The 22,884-nt window shown below is 68.9% G+C and carries 22 protein-coding genes; 15 read left to right on the top strand and 7 right to left on the bottom strand.

Annotation, left to right across the window (positions count from 1 at the left end):
* Positions 1 to 15 precede the first annotated feature (15 nt).
* Complete coding sequence (locus tag AC3WJT_RS05210; RefSeq protein WP_492342004.1) at positions 16 to 1,197, top strand: urate hydroxylase PuuD; 1,182 nt, start codon at positions 16 to 18, stop codon at positions 1,195 to 1,197.
* Positions 1,194 to 1,691, top strand: coding sequence for an ureidoglycolate lyase (locus AC3WJT_RS05205; protein WP_492342003.1), 498 nt, complete (start codon positions 1,194 to 1,196; stop codon positions 1,689 to 1,691). The genes AC3WJT_RS05210 and AC3WJT_RS05205 overlap by 4 nt, the downstream gene beginning before the upstream one ends.
* A gap of 363 nt (positions 1,692 to 2,054) precedes the next feature.
* Here AC3WJT_RS05205 and aceB read toward each other — a convergent pair whose 3' ends face one another.
* Positions 2,055 to 3,641, bottom strand: coding sequence for a malate synthase A (aceB, locus tag AC3WJT_RS05200; protein ID WP_492342002.1), 1,587 nt, complete (start codon positions 3,639 to 3,641; stop codon positions 2,055 to 2,057).
* Positions 3,642 to 3,710: 69 nt separating this feature from the next.
* Between aceB and AC3WJT_RS05195 the strand changes: the two genes are divergently transcribed.
* Positions 3,711 to 4,562: a MaoC/PaaZ C-terminal domain-containing protein gene (locus AC3WJT_RS05195; RefSeq protein ID WP_492342001.1), complete on the top strand. Its 852-nt coding sequence runs from the start codon at positions 3,711 to 3,713 to the stop codon at positions 4,560 to 4,562.
* A 119-nt stretch (positions 4,563 to 4,681) separates the two neighbouring features.
* Here the strand turns inward: AC3WJT_RS05195 and AC3WJT_RS05190 are convergent, their stop codons facing one another.
* On the bottom strand, positions 4,682 to 6,256 hold the full coding sequence (locus AC3WJT_RS05190; RefSeq protein ID WP_492342000.1) for an AMP-binding protein: 1,575 nt from the start codon (positions 6,254 to 6,256) through the stop codon (positions 4,682 to 4,684).
* Between the two features lie 105 nt (positions 6,257 to 6,361).
* Between AC3WJT_RS05190 and AC3WJT_RS05185 the strand changes: the two genes are divergently transcribed.
* From AC3WJT_RS05185 to mhpA, 4 genes are read left to right on the top strand one after another with little or no spacing between them, the layout of a single operon-like run.
* A complete protein-coding gene (locus tag AC3WJT_RS05185) occupies positions 6,362 to 7,009 on the top strand; it encodes a TetR/AcrR family transcriptional regulator (RefSeq protein WP_492341999.1) in 648 nt (215 codons plus the stop codon).
* Positions 7,006 to 7,932 (top strand): VOC family protein, encoded by a 927-nt coding sequence (locus tag AC3WJT_RS05180; RefSeq protein ID WP_492341998.1) that lies wholly within the window; start codon positions 7,006 to 7,008, stop codon positions 7,930 to 7,932. Before AC3WJT_RS05185 ends, AC3WJT_RS05180 begins: the two co-directional genes overlap by 4 nt.
* A gap of 11 nt (positions 7,933 to 7,943) precedes the next feature.
* Complete coding sequence (locus AC3WJT_RS05175) at positions 7,944 to 8,792, top strand: fumarylacetoacetate hydrolase family protein (protein ID WP_492341997.1); 849 nt, start codon at positions 7,944 to 7,946, stop codon at positions 8,790 to 8,792.
* Positions 8,792 to 10,213 carry a bifunctional 3-(3-hydroxy-phenyl)propionate/3-hydroxycinnamic acid hydroxylase MhpA gene (gene mhpA / locus AC3WJT_RS05170; RefSeq protein ID WP_492341996.1) on the top strand — a complete coding sequence of 474 codons (1,422 nt, stop codon included), beginning with the start codon at positions 8,792 to 8,794 and terminating at the stop codon, positions 10,211 to 10,213. The genes AC3WJT_RS05175 and mhpA overlap by 1 nt, the downstream gene beginning before the upstream one ends.
* 335 nt (positions 10,214 to 10,548) lie before the next feature.
* Here the strand turns inward: mhpA and AC3WJT_RS05165 are convergent, their stop codons facing one another.
* Complete coding sequence (locus tag AC3WJT_RS05165) at positions 10,549 to 11,142, bottom strand: malonic semialdehyde reductase (RefSeq protein ID WP_492341995.1); 594 nt, start codon at positions 11,140 to 11,142, stop codon at positions 10,549 to 10,551.
* Between the two features lie 87 nt (positions 11,143 to 11,229).
* On the opposite strand from AC3WJT_RS05165, the gene rutB reads away from it, so the two are divergent.
* The 5 genes from rutB to AC3WJT_RS05140 are packed head-to-tail and all read left to right on the top strand — an operon-like array spanning position 11,230 to position 14,772.
* Entirely contained in the window at positions 11,230 to 11,934 is a 705-nt protein-coding gene (gene rutB, locus AC3WJT_RS05160; protein WP_492341994.1) for a pyrimidine utilization protein B, read from the top strand.
* Positions 11,935 to 11,945: 11 nt separating this feature from the next.
* Positions 11,946 to 12,335: a pyrimidine utilization protein C gene (gene rutC / locus AC3WJT_RS05155; protein ID WP_492341993.1), complete on the top strand. Its 390-nt coding sequence runs from the start codon at positions 11,946 to 11,948 to the stop codon at positions 12,333 to 12,335.
* Between the two features lie 4 nt (positions 12,336 to 12,339).
* Entirely contained in the window at positions 12,340 to 13,149 is an 810-nt protein-coding gene (rutD, locus tag AC3WJT_RS05150) for a pyrimidine utilization protein D (RefSeq protein WP_492341992.1), read from the top strand.
* Between the two features lie 14 nt (positions 13,150 to 13,163).
* Positions 13,164 to 14,234, top strand: coding sequence for a pyrimidine utilization protein A (rutA, locus tag AC3WJT_RS05145; RefSeq protein WP_492341991.1), 1,071 nt, complete (start codon positions 13,164 to 13,166; stop codon positions 14,232 to 14,234).
* 10 nt (positions 14,235 to 14,244) lie between these two features.
* Positions 14,245 to 14,772 carry a P-loop NTPase family protein gene (locus tag AC3WJT_RS05140; protein ID WP_492341990.1) on the top strand — a complete coding sequence of 176 codons (528 nt, stop codon included), beginning with the start codon at positions 14,245 to 14,247 and terminating at the stop codon, positions 14,770 to 14,772.
* An 89-nt stretch (positions 14,773 to 14,861) separates the two neighbouring features.
* Here the strand turns inward: AC3WJT_RS05140 and AC3WJT_RS05135 are convergent, their stop codons facing one another.
* The 4 genes from AC3WJT_RS05135 to AC3WJT_RS05120 all read right to left on the bottom strand — a co-directional run bounded on the left by AC3WJT_RS05135 (position 14,862) and on the right by AC3WJT_RS05120 (position 18,427).
* The gene (locus AC3WJT_RS05135) at positions 14,862 to 15,785 is read right to left on the bottom strand and encodes an isopenicillin N synthase family dioxygenase (RefSeq protein WP_492341989.1); all 924 of its coding nucleotides are present in this window, start codon (positions 15,783 to 15,785) and stop codon (positions 14,862 to 14,864) included.
* A 175-nt stretch (positions 15,786 to 15,960) separates the two neighbouring features.
* Positions 15,961 to 16,815: a ribokinase gene (locus tag AC3WJT_RS05130; protein ID WP_492341988.1), complete on the bottom strand. Its 855-nt coding sequence runs from the start codon at positions 16,813 to 16,815 to the stop codon at positions 15,961 to 15,963.
* A complete protein-coding gene (locus AC3WJT_RS05125; RefSeq protein ID WP_492341987.1) occupies positions 16,812 to 17,750 on the bottom strand; it encodes a nucleoside hydrolase in 939 nt (312 codons plus the stop codon). The genes AC3WJT_RS05130 and AC3WJT_RS05125 overlap by 4 nt, the downstream gene beginning before the upstream one ends.
* Positions 17,751 to 17,761: 11 nt before the next feature.
* On the bottom strand, positions 17,762 to 18,427 hold the full coding sequence (locus AC3WJT_RS05120) for a glutathione S-transferase family protein (protein ID WP_492341986.1): 666 nt from the start codon (positions 18,425 to 18,427) through the stop codon (positions 17,762 to 17,764).
* Positions 18,428 to 18,542: 115 nt separating this feature from the next.
* Between AC3WJT_RS05120 and AC3WJT_RS05115 the strand changes: the two genes are divergently transcribed.
* From AC3WJT_RS05115 to AC3WJT_RS05105, 3 genes are all read left to right on the top strand, one after another.
* Positions 18,543 to 20,414 carry an acyltransferase family protein gene (locus AC3WJT_RS05115; protein WP_492341985.1) on the top strand — a complete coding sequence of 624 codons (1,872 nt, stop codon included), beginning with the start codon at positions 18,543 to 18,545 and terminating at the stop codon, positions 20,412 to 20,414.
* A gap of 9 nt (positions 20,415 to 20,423) precedes the next feature.
* Positions 20,424 to 21,122 carry a GDSL-type esterase/lipase family protein gene (locus tag AC3WJT_RS05110; protein ID WP_492341984.1) on the top strand — a complete coding sequence of 233 codons (699 nt, stop codon included), beginning with the start codon at positions 20,424 to 20,426 and terminating at the stop codon, positions 21,120 to 21,122.
* 64 nt (positions 21,123 to 21,186) lie between these two features.
* Positions 21,187 to 22,881, top strand: coding sequence for an alpha/beta hydrolase family protein (locus AC3WJT_RS05105; protein WP_492341983.1), 1,695 nt, complete (start codon positions 21,187 to 21,189; stop codon positions 22,879 to 22,881).
* The last annotated feature ends 3 nt before the right edge of the window (positions 22,882 to 22,884 follow it).

Here is a 22,884-nt window from a genome sequence, read left to right as displayed (position 1 = left end):
GCGGGATACCCGACCATGATCGCCGACCTTCTCGCCTGGCTGAACCTCGGCATTCGCTGGCTGCACGTCATCGCCGGCATCGCCTGGATCGGCTCGTCCTTCTACTTCATGTGGCTGGACGCGCGGCTGAAGGCCGACGCGACGACGCCGCAGGGCGTCCAGGGCGATCTGTGGGCCGTCCACGGCGGCGGCTTCTATCACAAGCGCAAATACCTCTCGGTCCCGCCGGACATGCCGGACGATCTGCACTGGTTCAAATGGGAGGCCTACACCACCTGGCTAAGCGGCTCGGCGCTGCTGGTGCTGATCTACTATCTGGGCGCGCCGACATACCTGATCGACATGTCGAAGATGGACCTCGCACCCTGGCAGGCCATCGGTATCGGCCTTGGTTTCCTGGCCGGCGGCTGGATCCTCTACGACGCCCTGTGCCGCTCGCCACTGGGCCAGCGGCTGCGGCTGTTCGGGGTCGTCTGGTTCCTGATCCTGACCGGCGCGGGCTTCGCGCTGAGCCACATCTTCAGCAACCGGGGCGCCTTCATCCATCTGGGGGCGATCATCGGCACGGTGATGGTCGCCAACGTCTTCCTGATCATCATCCCCAACCAGCGGAAGATCGTCGCCGCCATGCTGGCCGGGGAGCCGGTCGATCCGGCGCTGGGCAAGCGCGGCAAGATGCGCTCGGTGCACAACAACTACATGACCCTGCCGGTGCTGTTCCTGATGGTCAGCAACCACTACCCGATGGTCATCGACCATCCGCTGAACTGGCTGCTGGTGGCGGGGATCGGGCTCGCCGGGGTGACCATCCGGCATTTCTTCAATCGCCGGAACGCGGGCGTCAGCGAGCCGATGATCCTGGCCGGCGGGGTGTTCGTCTTCCTGATGGTGATGCTGGTGGCGATCGGCACGAAGCCAAAAGCAGCCGAGGTTGCGGGGGTCGTGCCGTTCACCGAGGCGCAGGCCATCATCCGCAAGCACTGCATCGCCTGCCACTCGGCCAGCCCGAAGGATCCGGCGTTCGCCATGGCGCCCAATGGTGTGACCTACGACACTGAAGCGGAAATCCGTCGCTACGCCCCGCGCATTCTGGAGCGCGCGGTAGCCACCGACAGCATGCCGCTGGGCAATCCGACCGGTATGACCGCCGCCGAGCGGGCGCGGCTGGGGGCATGGATCCAGGCGGAGATGAAATGATGCGCCGGGTGACGCCCAGACCCCTGACCGCCGAGGCTTTCACCCCCTATGGCGAGGTGATCTCGGCCCGCGATGGCGTGGATCAGTATCCGATCAACTACGGCGCCACGACGCGGTTCAATGCGCTGGCGCGGGTGGACGCCACGACCGACGGCGGCGCGCCGATCATCAGCCTTTTCCGCTCGACGCCCCTGCCGGCGCTGGAGCTGAAGATCATGGAGCGCCACCCGGTCGGCAGCCAGGCCTTCATGCCGCTGAACGGCCGGCCCTATCTGGTGGCCGTGGCGCCCGCGGGCGAGCTGGACCCGGCGAAGATCGAGGTGTTCCTTGCGGGCGGCGACCAGGGCGTGAACTACGCCGCCGGAACCTGGCACCACTATTCACTGGCGCTGGGCGAGGTGAGTGACTTCCTCGTGGTGGATCGCGCGGGGCCGGGGACGAACCTGGACGAGGTTGAGCTGGGACCGGACGAACAGATCATCGTCGATCTCTGACCTGACGTCCTCCCACGCCTCCCCCTGCCGGGGGAGAGGGGGACCAGCCGAAGGCTGGTGGAGAGGGAGGAGCCGGTGGTGGGAAGTTGGCGGCGCCCTTACGGCAGGCCTGCCCTGATGTCTTGACGGCCAGTGTTGCTCCGGCGGACGGCCTGCTCAAGGACCGCTTCGCGGCCGCGCAGCGGCGACCCCGCAGGGGTCGTCCTTGACCAGGACGACCGTCCGGAGCGCATCATTCCATCAAGGCCAAAGGGCCAAATTCATCCGGTCGGTCAGAGCGGAGTGCGAAGCCGTCCACCCCCGCGTCTCCCTCTCCACCATGCTCCGCATGGTCCCCCTCCCCCAGGTGGGGGAGGAAGGCGATCAAAGCCGCTCGTACGCACTCAGCGTCAAAAACTCCGCAAACTCGTCCTGCAGGCAGAGGTCGCGCATGAGGTCCGCCGCCTCGGTCCAGCGGCCCGACGCCCAGCGATCCTCACCGACCTCGCTGCGAACCACGGCCAGTTCCTCCGTGAAGGTCCGCTCGAACAGCGCCGGCGTCACCGCCGCGCCGTCGTCGAGCGTCACGCCGTTCTTCAGCCATTGCCAGATCGAGGCGCGCGAGATTTCCGCCGTCGCGGCGTCTTCCATCAGACCGTAGATCGCTACGGCGCCGGAGCCGCCGAGCCAGGCCTCGATATACTGCACTGCGACCCGCTGGTTGTGGCGCAGGCCGGCCTCCGTCAGCGGTCCCGGCGGGGCAGCGAGGAGGTCGGCCTCGGTGACCTTTGCGTCGTCCGTCCGGCTGATCTCCAGCTGGTTGGTCTTTCCCGGCGCGAAGGCCGCGCCGTAGACATCGTTGACCACGTCCGACAGGCCCGGGTGGGCGATCCAGCTGCCGTCATGGCCGTTGGCCGCCTCGCGCGCCTTGTCGGCCCGCACGCGCTCCAGCACCTGGGCGTTCTCGTCCGGATCCTTGCGCGGAATGAAGGCGCTCATGCCGCCCATCGCCAGGGCGCCGCGGCGGTGGCAGGTGCGGATCAGCAGGCGCGAGTAGGCGTCGAGGAACGGCTTGTCCATCGTCACCGAGGTCCGGTCCGGCAGCAGCCGGTCGCCATGCCGGCGCAGCGTCTTGATGTAGCTGAAGATGTAGTCCCATCGGCCGCAGTTGAGCGCCGCGGCGTGGTCCCTCAGCTCGTAGAGGATCTCGTCCATCTCGAAGACCGCCGGCAGTGTCTCGATCAGCATCGTCGCCTTGACCGTACCGACGGGCACGCCGTGATGCTCCTGGGCGAAGACGAAGACGTCGTTCCACCAGCGCGCTTCCTCGTAGTGCTCCAGCTTGGGCACATAGAGGTAGGGACCGCTGCCGATGGCCTTCAGGGCCGCGTGGTTGTGGTGGAAATAGAGGCCGAAATCGACGAGGCCGCCGGGGACCTTCTTCCCGTTCCGCAGGATGTGCTTTTCGTCGAGGTGCAGGCCGCGCACCCGGGCGACCAGGGTCGCGAGCTTCGGCCCCAGGGCATAGTGCTTGCCGCTGGCGGGATCGTCATAAGTCAGCGTGCGGGCGATCGCGTCGCGCAGGGCCCGCTGGCCGCCGACGACATTGGCCCAGGTCGGCGACAGGGCGTCCTCGAAGTCGGCCATGAACAGCTTCACGTCGCTGTTCAGGGCGTTGATGACCATCTTGGCCTCGGCCGGACCGGTGATCTCCACGCGGCGGTCGAGCAGGTCGGCGGGCAGGGCGCCGACGGTCCAGTCGCTCTCGCGCACGGCCAGGGTCTCGGGCCGGAATCCGGGCAGGCCGCCGCCGTCGATCCGCGCCTGCCAGACCTTGCGCGCAGCCAGCAGTTCCGCGCGGCGATCAGCGAAACGGTCGACCAGCTCACCGAGGAAGGCCAGGGCCTCGTCGGTGAGGATCTCGCGATCCGCGTCCGTCAGCGGCTGGGTAAAGGTGAATCCCGCGGCCATGTCTCACTCCTTCAGGGTCGATGGTGATAGACCCGTGGGGACAGGGGCGACAAGGCAGGGGAGTCGATCATGCCGTTCAACGCCGGGCTTGCGGGCGCGACCTGGGGACCGATCCGCTGGGAGATGACGCCGCGCCGGGCCCTCGCCTACCGCGCAGCCCTGGCGCCGCAGGACGCGGCCGGGCTCGACGATGCAGCGGCGGAGGGACTGTTCGCCCTGCCGATGCAGGTGGTTTCGCCGGAATGGGTGCTGGTGCTGATGGCCCGGGAGCATCCGGACCAGACCCTCACAGCAGGCGAAGGGCGACAGGCCGTGCATGCCGGCCAGGACAGCGTCTTCCTGCGGCCGATCCGCGCCGGCGACCAGCTTGAAGTGACCGCGACCCTGCTGGGCGCGAGGTCGAGCCGCGCGGGCGTGGTCACCGCCACCCGGTTCGAGACGCGGAACGCCAGGACCGGCGACCTGATGGTCGAGACCCTCTCGACGACGGTCTATCGCGAGGTGGCCCTGACCGGCGTCGACTCCGCAGACGTCCCCGCTCCGGCCTATGCGGCGCCGGACGCCGGCGCCGCCGAGGTGGTCATTCCTACCAGCCCCGCGCTGCCGCACATCTATTCGGAATGCGCCGAAATCTGGAACCCGATCCACACCGAGCGGCAGGTGGCGCTGGCGGCGGGTCTGCCGGACATTATCATCCATGGCACGGCGCTCTGGGCCCTTGCGGGGATCGAGGCGGCGCGGATCTACGCCGGTGGCGACACACGGCGACTGACCCGGCTGGCGGCGCGGTTCACCGGCCAGGCGCTGCCGGGAAGGCCGATGACGCTGGCGCACGAGCCGGTGGGCGGCGACGTACGCCTGGCGCTGCGGTCGGACGATGGGCGAGTGCTGCTGACGGGGCTGGCGGGGTTTAGCGCATAATCAATGCTCCCCACGCTTGTGGAGAGCTGTCAGGCGGAGCCTGACTGAGGGGTGTCGGTGCACGGCAACTCCCCTCCACCGCCTCCGGCGGTCCCCCTCCCCAGCAAAGCTGGGGAGGATCAGCCTTTCGCTTCCGCCGCCAGCACCGCTCGCAGCTCGGCCTTGGCGATCTTTTCGAGGGTTGAGCGCGGCAGTTCGGGCACCAGCCGAACCTCGTGCGGCCGCTTGAAGCTGGCCAGGGTGGCGGCGCAGGCTTCCAGCACTCTCTCCGGCAAACCCGTGTCCGCCGGATCAACCGGGATCACGAACGCGACGGGAACCTCGTCGAGCATCGGATGACGCCGGCCGACCACGGCGCATTCCCGCACGCCCGCGACGGAACCCACCACCCGCTCGATCTCGGACGCCGCGACGTTCTCGCCGCCGACCTTGAGCATGTCCTTGCTGCGGTCGGCGAAATACAGGAACCCGTCCTCGCCCAGCCGCACGCGGTCGCCGGTGATGAACAGGCCGCCCTCCGTGTAGGCCTTCGCTGTGGCATCCGGATCGTTGGCGTACTCCAGAAACAGCGACACGCCACGCCAGCCCTCGACGTGCAGGTCGCCGGTCTCGCCCGGCTTCACCGGCCGGCCCTCGTCGTCGAGCACGTGAATGCGGTAGCCCGGCGACGGCCGGCCCATCGACATCGGCGCGTCCTTCAGATGCGGACTGCCGACCGTGCCCTGGGTAATGGTCTCGGTCATGCCCCACCAGCCGATGGTCTTGACCCCGAACAGGGCGTCGGTCGGCGGCTCGCAGACGCCGTTGCCCCAGAAGCGGTAGCTGTGCCGCTCGGGTTTGGGCTGCTCGGCGATCGCCTTCAGACAGAAGGGCACCATCGAGGCCCAGGTGCAGCCGTGCTTCAGCGAAACCGGCCAGAACCGCGAGGCCGAGAACTTCGGCTGCAGCACCAGGGTCGCCCCGGCCCACAGCGCGGCGGCCACCGAGTAGGACTGGGCGTTGGTGTGGAACAGCGGCAGCGTCACCAGATGCACGTCGTCCGGCCGCAGGTCCTCGTGCAGGGCGCACATCTTCGCGCCCCAGAGGAAGTTGGCGTGGGTCCAGAGCACCGCCTTGGGCCGGGCCGTGGTGCCCGACGTGTACTGGATGGCGAAGTGAGCCATCGGGTCGTGCGGCCGCGCGGTCAGGGCCGCCGGATCGCCGTCGAGGGCCGAGAAGGGCTCAAATCCACCCATGTCCGCCTCGGCGGGCGCGCCGTTGTCGTCGGCCGTGACCACCAGCCAGCCGAGACCCGGCGCCGAATCCCGCACCAGGGCCGCGAACTTCGGCTGGGTGATCCCGCCGACCGCGCCGCTGTGGCTGGCGAAGTAGCTGATCTCGTCGGCGCTGGACTTGGCGTTGGTGGTCACCGCCACGGCGCCCGCATAGGCGCAGCCCAGCCAGGCGATGACCGACTCAGGACAGTTGTCGAGATGCACCAGCACGCGGTCGGCCGGCTTCACGCCGCGCGCCTGCAGTCCCGCGGCGAAGCGTCGGACGGCTCCGGCGAACTGCGCGTAGGACCAGGTCCGCCCCTCCGCGTCGAACGGCTCCCAGATGAGGCAGGGGTGATCGCCGCGCGCCGTCGCCTGCAGATCGATCAGGCTGCGGACATCCATGCCCGCGAAGGGATTGATCGGCGTGGGCATGGTCATGGCGTTTCCCCTTCGAAGCCCATGGCGAATGCCCCATTGGACGGCGACTTGCAATTCTGACTGATTAGTCTAATAGTGACCAAATAGTCAATTATGTGACGCCCCATGATCGCCCAGGCTGATATCAGGACCGACCGCCGCCGCGCCCGCACCCGTGCCGCTCTGCTGCAGGCCGGCGAGAGCCTGTTCGCGGCCCAGTCGGTCGAGGCGGTCAGCATCGACGAGATCGTCGCCGCCGCCGATGTGGCCAAGGGCAGCTTCTACAACCACTTCAGCGACCGTGAGGCTCTGGCCCGCGAAATCGCCGTGGCGGTCCGGGCCGAGGCCGAAGCCCAGGTCGACCAGGCCAACGACAGCATCGTCGATCCCGCGCGGCGCATGGCCCGCGGTCAGATGGTGTTTGCCCGCTTCGCTCTGCAGCACCCGCAGCGGGCGCGGGCGATGATGCGGCTGTTCGCCGGCGCGACCCAGCCCAACGCGCCGCTGAACCGCGGGGTAAGGGCCGATATCGAGGCGGGCCTGGCGACGGGCGCCTTCCGCGACCTGTCGGTCGAGACCGGCGTGCTGATGGCGATGGGCATGGCCATGGTGGCGGTCGGACGTGTCCTCGAACCTCGCGGGAACACCTCGGCGGCGGAGATCTGCCGCGACCTGAATTTCGGCCTGCTGCGCGGCCTCGGCGTCCCTGAGGACCTTGCCCGCGCGGTCAGCGACGCCGCCGCCGACGACATTTTCACGGAGACCCGTCCATGAGTGTGATCCGCATCGAGGACATCGCCCACGTCCGCTTCCGCGCGCCCGACCTGGCCGCGATGCAGGCGTTTCTGGAGCAGTTCGGCCTCGAGGTCGCACAGGCTGACGGCACACGGCTGTTCATGCGCGGCCAGGGCGGCGCGCCGTTCCTGCACGTGACCGAACAGGGTGACGCCGGCTTCGCGGCCGTCGGCTTTCGGGCCGCCAGCCTCGCCGATCTGCAGACGCTGGCCACGGCCGAAGGCGTCGTCGTCGAGCCCCTGGACGCGCCGGGTGGCGGATCCGTCGTGCGCCTGACCGATCCGGACGGCCACCAGGTCGAGGTCGTCGCCGGCCAGGCCTGGGGGGAGCCAGCCACCTTCGCGCCCCGCCCGCCGTGGAACAGCGTCGAGACCCGCGCCCGCCTGCGCGCGGTCAAGCGCACCGGGCAGGGGCCCGCCCACGTCATCCGGCTCGGCCACGCCGTCCTCGGCGTGTCCGACTTCCGGGCCTCCGAGGCCTGGTACAAGGAGCGCTTCGGCTTCCTGACCTCCGACGAGATCGCCGTCGCGCCGCAGTTCTCCATCGGCGCCTTCATGCGCTGCGACCGGGGTGAGACGCCGACCGACCACCACACCCTCTTCCTGTTGCAGGGGCCGACCGGCCCCGGCTTCAACCACGCCGCCTTCGAGGTGCGTGACCTCGACGACCTGATGGCCGGCCACGACCACCTCAAGGCCGGCGACCGGAAGCTGGCCTGGGGCGTGGGGCGGCATATCCTCGGGAGCCAGGTGTTCGACTACTGGCGCGACCCCTGGGGCCATATCCTGGAACACTGGACCGACGGCGACCTGTTGACCGCCGCCGAGGCTCCCAACACCGCCACCCTTCAGGACCTTCTCGGCGTGCAGTGGGGCCAGCCCTCGCCGCCGGACTTCGGCTAGGAGCCAAGCCCATGAAACTCGCCACCTTCACCGCCGGCGGCGCGCCGGAACTGGGCGCGGTCGTCGCAGACCGTATCGTCCCCCTGAACCGCGCCGCGCCGGGCCTGCCCGTCGACATGATCGGGCTGATCAGGGCCTGGTCGTCCGTCGAGGCCGAGGTCCGCGGCATCGCCGGCGGCGGCGCGGGCGCCCTGGCGCTCGACAGTGTCCGCCTGCTCGCCCCGATCCCGCGCCCCGGCAAGATCTGGGCGATCGGCCTCAACTACGCCGACCACATCGCCGAGAGCGGCGTCGAGACCCCGCCCAATCAGGTCTGGTTCACCAAGGCCGGCACGGCGGTCACCGGTCCGTTCGACCCTGTCCAGGTCCCCACCGCCTTCTGCGACTACGAGGTCGAGATGGTCGCGGTGATCGGCGCCGGCGGGCGCAACATCGCCAAGGCCGACGCGCCCGGCGCAGTGTTCGGCTGGTGCGTCGGCAATGATGTCACCGAGCGGATGTGGCAGCACCGCACGCCGCAGTGGTCGCTGGGCAAGTCCTTCGACACCCACGCCCCGTTCGGTCCCTGGATCACCACCGCCGACGAGATCGCCGATCCGCACGCGCTCGACCTGCGCTGCCTGGTCAACGGCGAGACGCGGCAGAACTCGAACACCAAGCACCTGGTGTTCGACGTCTGGGCGCAGATCGAGCACCTCTCCACGGCCATGACCCTGGAGCCCGGCGACGTGATCTTCACCGGCACGCCGGGCGGCGTCGGCGCGGCGATGAACCCGCGTCAATTCCTCAAGGCCGGCGACGTTATGCGCTGCGAGGTCGAGGGCCTGGGCGGCATCGAAGCGGTCTGCGAGGCGGTCTGATGAGCCACGATTGCGACGTGCTCGTCGTCGGGCTCGGTCCCGTCGGCGCGGCCCTCTGCGCCCTGCTGGCGCGGGAGGGCGTGACCGCCATCGCGGTCGAGAAGGAGTCAGAGGTCTACCCCCTGCCCCGCGCCGCCCATTTCGATCACGAGATCATGCGGCTGTTCCAGAAGCTGGGCATCGCCGCGGAGATGCAGGCCGCGTCGCAGGTCGCGCCGGCCTATGAATTCAGGAACGCCGCCGGCGAGATCCTGATGCGCTACGACCTCATCGCCCAGGGCAGCCCGTCGGGCTGGGCGCCCAGCTACATGTTCCACCAGCCGAGCCTGGAGGTCGCCCTGCGGCGGCTGGCCGGAGCGTCGCCCCATATTCAGCTGCGCCTGCCCCGGACCCTGCGCTCGTTCGCACAGGACCCGGACGGCGTGACCGCGACGATTGACGGACCGGACGGCTCCGAGACGGTCCGCGCGCGCTGGATGGTCGCCTGCGACGGCGCGAAGAGTCCTGTGCGCGAGGCGCTCGGCATCGGACTGGACGACTTCGGCTTCGACGAACCCTGGCTGGTCATCGACGCCCTTGTCAGCGACCCCTCGCGCCTGCCCGCGGCCAACCTGCAGATCTGTGATCCCGCCCGACCGACCACCTGTCTGGTGATGAGCCAGGGCCGCCATCGCTGGGAGTTCATGCTGCTGCCGGGCGAGACGCCGGAGGACCTTCTGGACGACGCGAAGATCCGCGACCTGCTCAAGTCGTGGAACTGCGAGGGTGTCGTCGAGATCGAGCGCAAGGCGGTCTACCGCTTCCACGGACGGGTCGCGCAGCGTTGGCGCGAGGGCCGCGTCCTGCTGGCCGGCGACGCCGCGCACCAGACGCCGCCGTTCGCCGGGCAGGGCATGTGTTCGGGTCTGCGCGATGTCGACAACCTGGCCTGGAAGCTGGCGGCGGTCATCCGCCGCGGCGCAGACCCCGCCCTGCTCGACAGCTACCAGACCGAGCGCGAACCGCAGGTGCGCAGCGTGATCCAGCTGGCCATCACCATGGGCCGGGTGGTCTGCATCAGCGACCCGCAGGCGGCCGCAATGCGCGACGCCGGCATGCTGGCCCAGCGCGCCGCCGGAGGTGAAGCCCCTCCGCCCGCGCCGCTCCGGCTGGGACCGGGCGTCATGCTCGACGGCGGCGGGGAGTATTTCCCGCAGCCCTGGGCGGAGGATGTGCGGATGGATGACCTGCTCGGCGAGGGGCCGTGGCTGATCACGCGGGAGGGGCTGGGCGACGGAGCACTGGCGCCGTTCGCCGCCGATCTGAAGCGTTGGCTGGACAGCCGGCAGGCCGACGCGGTCTTCATCAGGCCCGACCGTTACGTCTTCGGCGTCGGCGCTCCGGAGGCTCTTGAAGACGCCTGGGCTCAGCAAGTTTCCTAACCTCTCCCACTTGGGAGAGGGGGACCACCCGAAGGGTGGTGGAGAGGGAGGCTCGGTGTGGGCCGGCTAGCCCCAACCTCATGGCGGACTGCGCCCTGAGGTCTTGAAGGCCAGCGTTGCTCCGGCGGTCGGCCTGCTCAAGGAACGCTTCGCGGCCGCGGAGCGGCGGCCCGAGGGGCCATCCTTGACCAGGACGACCGGCCGGAGCGCATCATTCCATCAAGGCCAAAGTGCCGGTGTCATCGGGCTGATGGGAAGACGGCGCTTGGCTGTCCGCCACCGCGCATCCCTCTCCACCATGCTCCGCATGGTCCCCCTCCCCCGAGTGGGGGAGGTCAGATGACGGCGCAAGCCTCCTCGAAGCCCAGCCGCGGATTTCTCGGAAACAGCCCCTCGTCGGTCCCGTAGCCGATGTTGCAGACGAAGTTGGCTTCCCAGGTCGTCCCGGCGAAGAACTCGGCATTGATGCCGTCCAGCTTCACGCCGGACATCGGCCCGCAGTCCAGCCCCAGCGACCGCGCCGCCATCATCAGATAGGCGGCCTGCAGACAGCCATTGCGGAACGCCGTCTCCCGCGTCAGCGCTTCGTTCGACGTGACCCAGTCCTTCGCGCCCGGATTGTGTGGGAACAGCTCGGGCAGGCGGTCGGCGAAGGCCATGTCGTAGGCCATGATCACATTGACGGGCGCGGCCAGGGTCCTAGGCCGATTGCCCGAGGACATGTGCGGGGCCAGCCGCGCCTTGGCCGTCTCGCTGGTGATGAACAGGAAGCGCCCTGGCAGACAGTTGCCCGAGGTCGGGCCCATTTTCGCCAGGTCGTACATCTCGCGGATCAGCGCCTCGGAGACCTTCTCCGCCGTCCAGCCGTTGCGCGTGCGGGCGGTGCGGAAAACCTGGTCAAGGCTGGCGTCTGGCAGGCGATCGGACATGGAACGTGACCTCGGGCTCGGGACGGGTTGGCGCCATCGCAGCGTATGCCATGTTACGGCCCCGACAACGCAAGGGCCCGCTTCGGCATGGCTACGCCCGACGACATCATCATGCTGCCCGCCCGGCCTGAGCCGATCCCGGTTTCGGTGTCGCAGACGGCGGTGATCGTCATCGACATGCAGAACGCCTACGCCTCGCCCGGCGGCTACCTCGATCTGGCCGGGTTCGACATTTCCGGCGCCGATCGCGTCATCCGGAACACCAAAGGCGTGCTCGAGGTCGCCCGCGCCGCCGGGATGCCGGTGATCTATTTCCAGAACGGCTGGGACGCCGACTATGTCGAGGCGGGAGGGCCCGGCTCGCCCAACTTCCACAAGTCCAACGCCCTGAAGACCATGCGCCAGCGGCCCGAGCTGCAGGGCACCCTGCTGGCCAAAGGGACCTGGGACTACGAACTGGTCGAGGCGCTGAAGCCCCAGCCGGGCGACATCGTCCTGCACAAGACCCGCTACAGCGGCTTCTTCAACAGCCAACTGGACAGCACCCTGCGCTCGCGCGGCATCCGCAACATCGTCGTGGTCGGCATCGCCACCAACGTCTGCGTCGAGTCGACCCTGCGGGACGGCTTCTTCCTCGAGTATTTCGGCATCGTGCTGGAGGACGCCACCCACCAGGCCGGCCCCGAGTTCGTGCAGCAGGCCGCCATCTACAACATCGAGAAATTCTTCGGCTGGGTGTCCAGCGTCGCCGACTTCAAGGGCGCGTTCGGACAGGTCGCGCCAAAATCCTGAGGAGTTCCCACATGCCCAAGACCGTCATCACCCCGCCGGGGACCCAGACGCCCATCGCCCCGTTCTCGCCCGGCACCCTGGCCGACGGCGTGGTCTACGTCTCCGGCACGCTGGCCTTCGACAAGGACAACAACGTCGCCTGCGTCGGCGACGCGGAGGGCCAGACGCGGATCGTGCTGGAGACGATCAAGTCGGTCATCGAGACCGCCGGCGGGACCATGGATGACGTGACCATGAACCACATCTTCCTCAAGGACTGGGCCGACTATGCCGCCCTGAACAAGGTCTATGCGGAGTATTTCCCGGGCGACAAGCCGGCCCGGTTCTGCATTGTCTGCGGCCTGGTGCGACCCGACTTCCTGGTCGAGATCGCCTCGATCGCCCACATCGGCAAACGCTGAGTCCTTGCCCCGCGCCGGGACCGCCAACGGCCTGTTCCACGAGCTCCAGGACGCGGGGCCGGAGGACACGCGCGAGGTCGTCGTCCTGTCGGCGGGCCTCGGCGGTTCAGGCGCGTTCTTCGCGCCGCAAATGGACGCCCTGACCCCGCGCTACCGCGTCGTGCTTTACGACCAGCGGGGCACGGGCCGCAGCGACCGCGCCCTGCCCTCGCCCTATGCCGTCTCGGACATGGCGGACGACCTCGCCACGATCATCGAGGCGGTCGGCGCGCCGGCCCACGTCGTCGGACACGCCGCCGGCGGACTGGCGGCGCTGCGCCTGGCGCTCGACCGGCCAGAGCTGGTGGGCAAGCTCTGCATCATCAACGGCTGGAGCCGGCCGGACCCGCATATCGCCCGCTGCTTCCGCACACGGATCAGTCTGTTGAACGACAGCGGACCCGAGGCCTACATCCACGCCCAGCCGCTGTTCCTCTATCCGGCCAACTGGATCAGCGCCCATGCGGACCGCCTGGCGGCGGAGGAGGCGCACCACATCGCCGGCTTCCAGGGACGGGACAACATGCTGGCGCGGATCAACGCGCTGCTGGCCTTCGACATCGACGACCGGCTCGGCGAGATCACCCATCCGGTGCTGGTCAGCGCCTCGGCCGACGACATGCTCGTGCCGTCGCTCTGCTCGGAACGGCTGGCCGCGCGCCTGCCCGACGCGACCCTCGACATCGTCCCCTGGGGCGGCCACGGCTTCACCGCGACCGCGCCCGACGCCTTCAACGCCACCCTCGTCGCCTTCCTGAGCGGCGCAGCCCACTGACCGAAGGAACTTCCATGGAAATCGGCGTCTTCATCCCGATCGGCAACAACGGCTGGCTCATCTCCGAGACCTCGCCGCAGTACATGCCGTCCTTCGAACTGAACAAGACGATCACCCAGGCCGCGGACCGCTATGGCTTCGACTTCGCCCTGTCGATGATCAAGCTGCGCGGGTTCGGGGGGAAGACGCAGTTCTGGGAGCACAACCTCGAGAGCTTCACCCTGATGGCCGGCCTCGCAGCTGTCACCGACCGGATCAAGATCTTCGCCACAGCCGCCACCCTGACCTTGCCGCCGGCGATCGTCGCCCGCATGGCCGCGACCATCGACTCCATCGCGCCCGGCCGGTTCGGCATCAACCTGGTCACCGGCTGGGCCGAGGCCGAGTACAGCCAGATGGGCCTGTGGCCGGGCGACAGCCACTACACCAAACGCTACGACTACCTGGCCGAATACGCCCAGATCCTGCGCGACCTGTTCGACACGGGGGTGTCGAACTTCAAGGGCGACTACTTCCAGATGACCGACTGCCGGGTCAGCCCCCAGGCGAAGGACACCAAGATCATCTGCGCCGGCTCCTCGACCGAGGGCCTGGCCTTCACGGCGCAGTACGCTGACTACAGCTTCGCCCTGGGCAAGGGCACCAACACCCCGACCGCCTTCGCCGACGTCAACGAACGCCTGCGGGCGGCGAGGGACAAGACCGGCCGGGACGTCAGCGCCTACATCCTGTTCATGGTCATCGCCGACGAGACCGACGAGAAGGCCATGGCCAAGTGGGAGCTCTACCGCGACGGCGTCGACAAGGAGGCCGTGGCCTGGCTGGTCGGCCAGGCGGCGGGCAATACCTCGGAGGACACCAACACCAAACAGCTGGCGGCCGAGAAGGCGGCGGTGAACCTCAACATGGGCACTCTGGTGGGATCGTACGCGTCCATCGCCCGGATGCTGGACGAGGTGGCGACGGTGCCGGACACGGCGGGCGTGCTGCTGACCTTCGACGACTTCGTGCAGGGGGTGGAAGATTTCGGCACGAAGATCCAGCCGTTGATGACGTGCCGGGCGGGGGTGAAGGTGACAGGCTGACTTCGGGCCAATGACCCGGATATTCATCACCGGAAACGCCGGGAGCGGAAAATCCACTCTGGCCGCGACGCTCGGGCGCAGCCTGGGCCTGCCGGTCTACGGCCTCGACCAGATCGTCTGGCGACCTGGCTGGCGAAAGAGCCCCGCGGACTGGCGCAAGGATCGAGAAGCCGAGCTGGTCGCCCGGCCCAACTGGGTTATCGACGGCGTCTCGCGAACGGTCCTCGATGCGGCGGACTATGTGATCTTCCTCGATGTATCCCGGGCAAGGTCCTTCACCCGGTGCGCCCGACGGAACTGGAAGTATCTGTTTCGCAGCCGCCCCGGCCTGCCGGAGAACTGTCCTGAAATCCTGATCATCCCCAGGCTCATCAAGATCATCTGGCGTTTCCCGATCAACGTGCGGCCCGGCATCCTCGACGCACTCGCCGATCGTGAGGGCGCCTTTGTCGTTCGGGACAAGGCCGGGCTTGATCGCGCTGTTGCTGAAATCGCGCGGGTCGCCAGACCCCAAGGCGCACCGCCCCTGATGTCCTGACGGCCAGCTTTGCTCTGCCATGGGGGTGAGCCGCCGTTTCAAAACACCTGGGTCCCGGCCTGCGCCGGGATGGGCGGTGTTTTCTGGGACTATTTCTTCAGCCCGATTTCCCGCAGCCGCTCGTCCAGAAACGCCCCCGCCGTCACCGGCTCGAACTTCGCGCCCTCCCCCACACAGCTCTCCAGTACGGCCAGCGAGGTCTCCAGCGTCGGGTGCATGAAGAACGGCATCGAGTAGCGGCTCACGTTCGGTCCCGTCGGGTTGACGACCCGGTGTGTGGTGGCCGGGATCACGCCGTTGGTCATGCGCGCGAGCATATCGCCGCTGTCGACGATCAGGTTGGTCGGCTCGGTGACCACCGGCAGCCAGGTCCCGTCGCGGTCGAGCAGCTCGAGCCCAGCGCCCTTGGCGGCGACCATGATGGTCAGGAAATTGATGTCCTCGTGCGCCGCCGAGCGGACCGCGTTCGGGTCGGCGTCCGGGGCCAGCGGCGGATAGTGCAGCACCCGCAGGAGAGAGGTGCCGTAGCGCACCTTGTCGTCGAAGAAGTCGCCCGCCAGACCCAGCTTCGGCGCCAGCGCCCGCAGCAGGGTGATGCCGGTGTCGTTCAGGGCTCCGAACAGGCTCTGGAACGCCGCCTTCACGCCGGGGGCCTCGGCCGGCCAGACGTTGGGCTCCACCCCGTCGCCGGCTTCCGCCGACGGATCATGGCCGACCTGCCAGAACTCCTTCAGGTCCGGATGGCCGCTGTCCTTGGCGTGCTCGACGCCGAACGGCGTGTAGCCGCGCATGCCCTTCGCGTACTGGTGCTTGGTCGCCTCAGGCAGGGCGAACAACCCCTCCGCCTCGGCGTAGGCGCGCTGCAGCAGCTCGAGCGGCACGCCGTGGTCCTTGAGGACGAAGAAGCCGTAGTCCTGCAGGCCGCGCATCATCGCGTCGGAAAAGGCCTGGCGCTGGGCGGCGTCGCCCTGGGTGAAGGCCGTGAGGCTGAGCTCGGGAACGGATCGGGTCATGGGCCCAAGCTAGACCCAAGACGATGGCTGGCAAAGCGTGCGCGGTGCGTGCTTCGAGACGCGGACCGGAGGGTCCGCTCCTCAGCATGACGAATATCTCTGAAGCCAACCCCCTTCGTCATCCTGAGGAGCGGACCCTCCGGTCCGCGTCTCGAAGGACGCACGTCCCCGGGACTCACCCCCGCAATCGCGCCTCCACCTCCGCCCGCGTCGGCAGCGACGGCTGCGCGCCCGCCCTGGTCGCGGTCAGCGCGCCCACAGCGCAGGCGAAGGCCAGCGCGCGCTCCGGCGTCTGGCCCTCCAGCATCGCGACAGTCAGGGCGGCCACGAACGCATCCCCGGCGCCGGTGGTGTCGATGGCCACGACCTCCGGCGGCTCGGCCGTGGCGACGCGCGCGCCGTCGCGGAACAGGCCTGCCCCGCGCGAGCCCCAGGTGATCGCGACCAGGCCCTTCAGCCCATGCAGGCGCTTGCCGTAGACCTCGGCCTCGCCCTCGTTGACGATGATCAGATCGGCGCGCTGCAGCACGCTGTCGGGCACGTCGAGCGCCGGGGCGAGGTTGACGCAGACGAACCCCGAGGCGCGCGCCACCGCTGCGGCCACGGTCGCGGCCGGCAGCTCCATCTGGCAGATCAGCGCGCCTTCGATCGCCGCGGGCAGGTGCTCGGGCAGGAAGGCTGCGTTCGCGCCGGAGGCCACGACGATCTGGTTCTCGGCCTCCGCATCCACCGCGATCAGCGCCGCGCCCGTGGCGAACGCCGGATCCACGGCGACGCCGGACAGATCCACGCCCCCCGCCTTCAGCAGGGCGAGGGCCTCGTCCGCCATCGAGTCGGCCCCGACGCGGGCGATCATCCGGACATCCGCGCCCAGCCGCCGCGCGGCCAGCGCCTGGTTGCCGCCCTTGCCGCCCGGATGACGGGCGAGGGTCGCGCCGGTGACCGTCTCGCCCGGCGCGGGCAGGGTTTTCGCGGTTGCGACGAAGTCGAGGTTCACCGACCCGACCACGGCGATCAGCGGCGCCGTCATCGGGCGAGGATCTCCAGAATCACCGCGAACACCGCTTCGTGGTCGACGTCCGTCACCCATTGGCAGGTCGCGGCCGCGGGATCGGCGAGGCGGAACTCGACGGCGGTATGGCCCATCGTCAGGGGCGACTGCGTCTCGACCTGCAGGTCCACGGGCGCAGCGGTGAAGTACTGCGGCGCCAGCAGGTAGAGGATCGTGCAGGGGTCGTGCTGCGGCGGGCTGTCGCCGCCGACATGGGTCTGCTCGGTCCAGACCGCGAAGTCGAACAGCTGCGCGACGGCTTTCGCCGCCGGGGTGTCGATGGCCTTGACCGCCGCGACCCGGTCCGGCGTGGCCCGCACCTGATGGGTGGCGTCCAGGCCCAGGACGACGGTCTTCACGCCCGACCGGAACACCACGTCCGCGGCGTGCGGGTCGGCGAAGATGTTGTACTCGGCCGAGGCCGTGATGTTGCCGCCCTCGCGGCGCGCGCCGCCCATTACGACCACCGGTCCAAGGCGCGCGGCCAGCGCCGGCTCACGTTGCAGGGCCAGCGCCAGATTGGTCATCGGGCCGGTGACCGCCATCGAGACCGTGCCGGCTGGACGGGACATGACGATATCGATGATCGCCTGGGCCGCCTCGCCCGGGGCCGCCGGCGTATCAGGCTCGAACATCGGCAGGGTCCCCAGACCCGACTCCCCGTGGAAGTGGCTGGCGATAATCGGCGGGCGGACCAACGGGGCGGCGGCGCCGATATACACCGGCACCTCCTGGCGACCCGCGATCTGCCGGATCAGCCGCGCATTGCGCGCAGTCAGATCAGCGGCGACGTTTCCGGCCACCGTCGTGATCGCCAGAATGTCGAGCGCCTCGGGCGCGCCGAACGCCAGCAACAGGGCGACGGCGTCGTCGACGCCGGGATCGCAGTCAATGATCAGGGGTGTGGGGTTCATCCTGCGGCCGCCTACAACTGGTCGACCGGCACGGCGGTCAGCCCCTGCGCAGCCGACGCGGCCTTTTGCGCCGCCTTTGCGCGCTGGAACCCGGGCCGGGCCTGCATCCGCGCCCAGTAGTCTGCGACCGCCGGCGGGAACCGGTCGGCCAGCCCCAGCGAGCGGGCGAGCAGCAGGGCGTAGGCGACCGAGATGTCACCGCCGGTGAATCGTCCCGCCGCGACGAACTCCGCCTGGCCGACGATCGCCTCCAGGCCCCGGAGGCGCGCCAGAAACCACTTGGCGTAGTCGTCGGCCACCTGCGGCTGGCGACGGGCCTCCGGTTCGAGCCGCGTGTAGCGGAGCACCAGCGTCTGCGGGAACGTCAGGGTCGCCTCGCCGAAATGCAGGGCGTTCAGCCAGGCGCCGAACCCGGGCTCCTCCGGTTCGACCGCCAGGCCTCCGGGCTTGCCGTAGCGCCGCGACAGGTATTCCACGATCGCCGCCGACTCGGTCATCCGGGTCTCGCCGTCCACCAGCAGCGGAATGGTCCCGAGCGGATTTTCCTGCAGGTACTCCTTCTTCAGGACCCTCGGCGGGAACGGCAGCATCCGCAGGTCATAGGGAAGTTCGAGTTCCTCCAGCGCCCAGAGCGGCCGGAACGAACGGGCGTCGTGGCAGTGGTACAGCGTGATCATGATCGGCCCCCGGATGCCCTCCGCGGAAGGGCTGTCAGCCCGGGATTATACCGTATAGTGGCCGGGAGAGAGGCACTTCCTCAGGGGCGTGCGGCGACCGGGGTTGGGTATGTCCTTGAAGTATCGTTCCGATGTCGATGGCCTGCGCGCCGTCGCCGTCATCCCCGTAGTGCTTTTTCACATCGGCATCAGCACCGGCGGCTTTGTCGGCGTCGACATCTTCTTCGTCATCTCCGGCTTTCTGATCACCAGCCTGATCGTCCAGGAACAGGCCGCCGGCTCGTTCTCGATCGCCGGATTCTATGAGCGGCGGGTCCGGCGGATCGCGCCGGCGCTGCTGCTGGTCCTGGCGACCTTCCTGGTATTGTCGATCTTCGCGCTGGCGCCGTCGGACCGGGAGAACCTCGGCAAGACGACCCTGTACGCCCTGGCCTCGATCTCGAACGTCTACTTCACCTTCGCGCTCAACTATTTCGAACGGGGCGCGGACGCCCAGCCCCTGCTCCACACCTGGTCGCTGGGGGTCGAGGAACAGTTCTACCTGGTCTTCCCGCTGCTGGTGATCTTCCTTGCCCGGCGCAGGATTTCGATGGCCGCGGTATTCTGGGGCCTGTTCGCCCTGTCGCTGGCGATCAGCACCTACGGCGCCTTCACCGACTCCTCGGCGGCCTTCTATCTGCTGCCGAGCCGCGCCTGGGAGCTGCTGACCGGGTCGTTGCTGGCGATCGGCGCCGTGCCGCTGGTGACATCGCGGCTCTGGCGAGAGTCGCTGGGCCTGGTCGGCCTGGCGCTGGTGGCCGGGTCGATCCTGCTGATCAACACCGTCACCCCGTTCCCCGGCCTCGCCGCCCTGGCGCCCTGCCTCGGCGCCGCCGCCCTGATCCACGCCGGCGCCTCAGGCCCCAACCTCGCCAGCCGCCTGTTGTCCCTCAAGCCGATGATCGCCGTCGGGCTGATCTCCTACTCGCTGTATCTCTGGCACTGGCCGATCCTGACATTCCAGCGGATGGGCTGGACCTTCTTCCCCTACGACTCGAAGATCGGCACGGGCATCGTCGTCGTCGGCCTGTCGTTCCTGGCCAGCTGGCTGACCTGGCGCTTCGTCGAACAGCCTTTCCGCGGCAAGCGGATGCCGACCCGCAAGGTAATGACGATCCTCGGCGCCGCCGCCCTGGCCATCGCCGCCCTGGCCACGGTCCTGTTCGTCACCAAAGGCCTTCCCGATGTGCTGCCGACCCAGGCCGGCCCCTACGCGAAGTACGTCAGCTACAACGCCGACATCAATCAGCGGCGCGGGATCTGCCTGCTGTGGAAGCGCAAGGATTCGCGCCTCGACGACGCCACATGCCTGACCCCCGCCACGGACCGGCCGAACATCCTGATCATCGGCGACAGCCATGCCGCCAATCTCTGGTTCGGCCTGCACGAGGCCTACCCGGAGTACCACTTCCTGCAGGCCACGGCCGCGACCTGCAAGCCGCTGCAGGTGCAGACCGGTCCGACCTACGACCGCTGCGATGAGCTGACGAAGCGGGTCTACGAGGACTTCCTGCCCGGTCGACCGGTCGACGCCGTAGTGATGATGGGCAACTGGAAGGCCGGCGACGTCGAGCCCGTCGCGCAGGCCGCCCTGCGGATCCGCGCCATGGGGATCAAGGTCATCTGGGTCGGCCCGCTGGTGCAGTACGACCAGGAACTGCCGCGTCTGCTGAACCTGGCGGCGAAGCGTCAGGATCCTTCGATCCTCGACCGCCATCGCAAGCCGGGCCCGCGCCAGGTCGACGCCCTGATGGCCGCCAAGGCCCGCGAAATCGGCGTCCCCTATTTTTCGGTGGTCGACATCCTCTGCGACGCGAAGACCTGCCAGACCGTCGCGGGCGACGCGCCCATCCACTACGACGGCGCCCACATGACCGGTGAGGGCTCACGCTTCATCGCGGCCGCCCTGCGCCAGAGGGACGTGTTCAGCGTCCTGGCGGACAAGTAGGAGACGCGCATGGCGCGCTGGCTCACGCTGACCGGGGTCGCCGCCCTGCTGATCCTCAGCTTCGGCGCCGGCCGGTCGATCCCCTGGTTCCAGGCGAAGCGGGAGGCCGAAGCGCTGAGGCAGGAGCGTGTGCCCGACACCATGCGCTCGCAGCTCTATCGCGGCCGCGTCAGCCAGTTCCGCGAACTCCAGAGCAGGCCGACAACGATCATGGTCGGCGATTCCCTGACTTCGAACGGCAACTGGAACGAATGGCTCGGCCCCTCCGTCGCCAACCGCGGGATCAGCAGCGACACGGCCCTCGGCGTGCTCAGCCGCATCGAGGCCTCGACACCGGCGTCGACGACGCAGGTCTTCCTGATGATCGGCCTCAACGACCTGCAGAACTACCGCGTGCCGCCGCCGAAGGTCGCCGCCTGGACGGCCGCGACGGTCAGCAAGCTGAAGGGCCGTCAGGTCTATGTGCAGTCGGTCCTCTACACCCGGCGGCCGAAGCTCAATGAGCGGATCACCGCGCTCAACGCCCTGAACCGCAAGCTCTGCGAGACCGGCGTCTGCACCTATGTCGATCTGAACAGAACCATCGCTCCGGACGGAATCCTGCCGCAGGACCTGACGTTCGACGGCCGCCATCTGGCGGGCCCGGGCTATCGCCTGTGGGCGGACACCATCCGGCCGCTGATCGCCAGGCCTTCCCGCAACGACTGAGCGGTTTCGCGCCCTCGCGCGATTGGGCCTATACAGATCCCCTGCTTCGACGGGGGAGACGACGATGCGCAGATGGGGGCTGTTCCTGGCCGGACTGGTGCTGGTCCTGGCCGGGTCATGGTGGGCGGGCGCCGTCCAGACGTCCGGCGGGGTCACCGTGACGGATGTGCGGTTCAAGGGAACCGGCGGCGTGACAATGAGCGGCCTGCTCTACACGCCGAAGACCGCCACCGCCGCCACGCCGGCGCCCGGCATTCTCGCCGTCCACGGCTACATCAATAGCCGCGAGACCCAGAGCGCCTTCGCCATCGAGTTCGCCCGGCGCGGCTATGTCGTGCTGGCGCTGGACCAGACCGGCCACGGCTACAGCAGCGGCGCGGCCTTTTCCAACGGCTTCGGCGGGCCGGACGGGCTGAAATACCTGCGCGGCCTGCCGATGGTCGACAAGGCCAACATCGGTCTCGAAGGCCACAGCATGGGCGGCTGGACGGTGCTGGCCGCCGCCGCGGCGATGCCCGACGCCTACAAGGCCGTGGTGCTGGAAGGCTCCTCCACCGGCGCGCCGTTCGCCGCCGAGGGAACGCCCGTCTGGCCGCGCAACATGGCGCTGGTGTTCAGCAGATACGACGAGTTCAGCACGATCATGTGGGGCGTGAAGCGGGCGCAGGACGTCGTCGCGTCGCCCAAGCTGAAGACGGTGTTCGGGACGACCGCCGACGTCGTTCCAGGCCAGGTCTATGGCGACATCGCCGGCGGGACCGCCCGGCGGCTGACCCAGCCTGTCACCACCCATCCCGGCGACCACATCTCGACCGCCGCCGTCGGCGACGCGACCGACTGGTTCGCCAAAACCCTCACGGGCGGGACGCCTCGCCCGGCCGCCGACCAGATCTGGATCTGGAAGGAAGTCGCCACCGGCGTCGCCTTCATCGGGTTTGTGGTGGTGCTGCTGGGCGCCTTCAACGGCCTGCTGGGCCTGCCCGCCTTCGCGGCCCTGCGGCATGAGCCGGAGGCGGCCGTACAGTGGCGGACCGGCCGCTGGTGGGCCGGCCTGATGACCACCGCCCTCCTGCCTGTCCTGACCTTCTTCCCGGCCTTCATCGCCGTGACGGTGCTGCTGAAACCCTCAGCGCTGCTGCCGCAGAGCATCACCAACCAGGTGGTCGCCTGGGCCCTGGTCAACGCGGCCCTGACCCTCATCATCGGCTGGTTCGGGCGCAAGCGGGCGATGGCGACGTTCGACAACCGCTGGCTCCCGGCGGTCGCGATCGCCGTCGCCACCGTCGCGGTCGGCTACCTGTCGCTCGTCGCCATGGACGCCCTGTTCAAGGTCGACTTCCGCTTCTGGGTGGTGGCGCTGAAACTGTTCAGCCTCGCGCAGTTCAAGATCGCGCTGGTCTACGTCCTGCCGCTGACCGCGTTCTTCCTGGTCGCGACGCGGGCGCTGCACGGCCGGCTGCCGGTGCTGGGCGACGGGCCGGTGAAGACCTACGCCACGTCCATCGCGGCGATGTCGCTGGGCTTCCTGCTGCTGCTCATCGTCGACTACGGCCTGTTCTTCGCCACCGGCCGCCTGCCGACCGACTTCGACCCGCTGAGCACGGTGGTGGCGATCCAGTTCCTGCCCCTGATGGCCATCGTCGCGCTGATCTCGACCTTCTCCTGGCGGCGGACGGGCAGCTACGTCCCCGGCGCGGTGATCTGCGGCCTGTTCGTGACCTGGTACGTGGTGGCGGGGACGGCGACGCAGGTGGTTTAGCGG

Source organism: Caulobacter sp. FW305-C-30-S16 (assembly GCF_058783025.1).
The sequence above is the reverse complement of the archived record's forward strand: the minus strand, read 5'-3'. Positions and strand labels throughout refer to the sequence as shown.